Genomic DNA, 3,296 nt, shown 5'->3' on the forward strand with positions numbered 1-3,296 from the left:
AGCAGCGGGTGATCGATCCCCTCCAAACCAACCGCGTCCATGTCCCCGGCCTCGGCCTGCGCCGCCACCCAGAACCGTTCGCGCTGGAAGGCGTAGGTCGGCAGGTCGACGTGCGCCGGTCGGGCGGGAGCGAAGAAGGTGTCCCAGTCGACGGTGACGCCGCGGACCTGCAGTTGCCCCAGGGCCCTGACCAGCGTCCGGACCTCGTCGCGGTCCTTGCGAGCGGTCGCGACGAACGCTCCGTCCTGCACGCTCTGCTGGGCCAGCGCGGTCAGGGTGGCGTCCGGTCCGATCTCCACGAACACGTTCGCCTGGCAGGCGGTGACCCCGTCGGCGAAGCGCACCGCCTCGCGCACATGCCGCACCCAGTACGCCGGATCGGTCAGCAGGCCAGGCTCGGCGGGCCGGCCCGTCACGTTGGAGACGACAGGGATGGCCGGCTCGCTGAAGGTCAGAGCGGAGACGATCTGCTCGAACTCGGCGAGCATCGGCTCCATCAACGGCGAGTGGAAGGCGTGTGAGACCCGCAGCCTGCGCGTCCGGACGCTCACCAGGGCGGCGATCTCCTCCACCGCGTTCTCGTCACCGGAGATCACCACGGCCTCCGGGCCGTTCACCGCCGCGATGCCGACGTCCTGGCGGCCCTCCAGCAGCGGGAGGATGTCCGCCTCGGGAGCGGCGATGGCCAGCATCGCCCCACCTTCCGGCAGCCCCTGCATCAACCGCGCCCGTGCCGTGACAAGAGCACACGCATCGGGCAGCGACAGCACGCCCGCCACATGAGCGGCGGCGATCTCCCCCACCGAGTGACCCACCAGCACGTCCGGCGTGATGCCGAGCGAGGCCAGCAGGCGGTAGAGGGCGACCTCGAAGGCGAACAGCGCCGGCTGGGTCATTCCCGTCTCGGCCAGCACACCGTCGGGGTCGGAGAACATCACCTGCCGCACGGGGTGCGGCAGCAACGCGCAGATCTCGTCCAGCGCCTCGGCGAACACCGGGAACGCGGCGGCCAGCTCACGGCCCATGCCCACCCGCTGGCTGCCCTGACCGGCGAACAACATCGCCATCCTGGCTCGCCCGCGCACCTGCCCGGCCTCGACCACCGACTCGCCCGGCTCGCCCTCGGCCAGCGCGGACAGCGCCTCCAGCAGCCCGGTACGGTCCGCGCCGACCACCGCCGCGCGCTGCTCCAGCAGCGCCCGGCCCGTCGCCAGCGACCAGCCGACATCCGCCACGTCCAGCTCCGGCCGCTTCAGCATCCAGGACCTGAGCCGCCTCGCCTGTGCCCGCAGCGCCGCCACCGACTTCCCGGAGAGCAGCCACGGGACGGCGGGCAGGGCCTCGCCCGGCTCCCTGTCCGGTTCGGCCGGGGACTCCTCCAGGACGACGTGCGCGTTCGTGCCGCTGATCCCGAAGGAGGAGACCGCCGCCCGGCGCGGGCCGTTCTCCGGCTCCCAGGGACGGGCCTCGGTCAGCAGTTCCACCGCGCCCGCCGACCAGTCGATGTGCTCCGACCGCTCCTCGGCGTGCAGGGTCTGCGGCATGACGCCGTTGCGCAGGGCCATCACCATCTTGATCACACCGGCCACACCGGCGGCCGCCTGCGCGTGGCCGATGTTCGACTTGATGGAGCCCAGCCACAGCGGCCGGTCCTCCGGACGGTCCTGGCCGTACGTGGCGATCAGTGCCTGCGCCTCGATCGGGTCGCCCAGCACCGTTCCCGTGCCGTGCGCCTCGACCAGGTCGACGTCCGCGGGGGAGAGGTTCGCGTTGGACAGGGCCTGGCGGATCACCCGCTGCTGCGAGGGACCGTTCGGCGCCGTCAGCCCGTTGCTCGCACCGTCCTGGTTGACCGCACTGCCCCGCAGGACAGCGAGGATCTGGTGGCCGTTGCGCCGGGCGTCCGACAGCCGCTCGACGAGCAGCATGCCCACGCCCTCCGAGAGGCCGACGCCGCCCTCCGCCTGGGCGAACGCCCGGCAGCGGCCGTCCGGCGACAGGTTGCGCTGCCGGGCGAACTCGATGAACGTCCACGGGGTGGCCATCACCGTCACACCGCCCGCCAGAGCCAGGTCACAGTCGCCCGAGCGCAGTGCCTGCGCCGCCAGGTGCAGCGCGACCAGCGACGACGAGCACGCGGTGTCCACGGTCATCGCGGGGCCCTCGAACCCGAAGGTGTACGACACCCGCCCGGAGGCGACGCTGCCGGAGTTTCCGGTGCCGATCAGGCCCTCCAGCTCCTCCGGTACGGAGGAGAGCTGGCTCGCGTAGTCGTGGTACATCACACCGGCGAACACGCCCGTGCGGCTGCCGCGCAGCCCGTGCGGGTCGATTCCCGCACGCTCGATCGCCTGCCAGGAGCTCTCCAGCAGCAGCCGCTGCTGCGGGTCCATGGCGAGGGCCTCGCGCGGGCTGATCCCGAAGAAGCCGGGGTCGAACTCGGCGGCGTCGTACAGGAAGCCGCCGTGCCTGGCGTAGGAGGTGCCACGGTTGCCGGGGTCCGGGTCGTACAGCTTCTCCAGATCCCAGCCCCGGTCGGTGGGGAACTCGCCCACCGCGTCGCCCGCCTGCGCCACGAGCCGCCACATGTCCTCCGGCGATTCGACCCCGCCGGGATAGCGGCAGGCCATGCCGACGATCGCGATGGGCTCGTCGTCTCCGGTCGAGACCCGCGAGGTGACCGCGATCTCCCGCTTGCCGAGCAGCTCGCCGGACAGGAACGGGACGAGCGCCGACTGGGTCGGATAGTCGAAGATCAGCGTGGCCGGCAGCCGCATGCCGGTGACCTGGCTGAGCCGGTTGCGGAACTCCACCGCCATCAGCGAGTCGAAGCCGAGCTCCTGGAAGGAGATGCCGTCGTCGAGCGCGGACGTGTCGGCGAATCCGAGGACCACGGCCAGCTGGTCGCGTACCAGGTCCTCCAGCACGGCGCGCTGCCCGGCCGGAGGCAGGCTCGCCAGCTGCTGCTTCAGGGTGGCCGCCGCCTCCGAGGCCGCCGTCACCACCCGCCTGGCGGGAGCGGCCACCAGGCCACGCAGCAGCGGTGGCAGCGAGTCCGCGTGGGTACTGAGGACCTTGAAGTTGAGCTGGGCCGGGAGCAGCGTGGCCCGTCCCGTGTCGAGTGCGGCGTCGAAGAGGGTCAGGCCGTCCTCGGCGGTCAGCGGGTCGACGCCGGAGCGCGCGAGGCGCCGCAGGTCGGCTTCGTCCAGGTCGGCCAGTCCGCCGATCGCCCACAGGCCCCAGGCCAGCGAGGTTCCCGCCAGTCCCCGCGACCTGCGATGCTCGGCCAGCGCGTC

Annotated in this window: 1 protein-coding gene; it reads right to left on the bottom strand. The window is 72.4% G+C overall.

Going from position 1 to position 3,296, the window contains the following annotated elements; genetic code table 11:
* The coding region (locus ACVCAG_RS45580) for a beta-ketoacyl synthase N-terminal-like domain-containing protein (protein WP_440089900.1) at positions 1-3,296 on the bottom strand (3,296 nt) is incomplete at both ends.

It is taken from the genome of Streptosporangium sp. G12 (assembly GCF_052983175.1).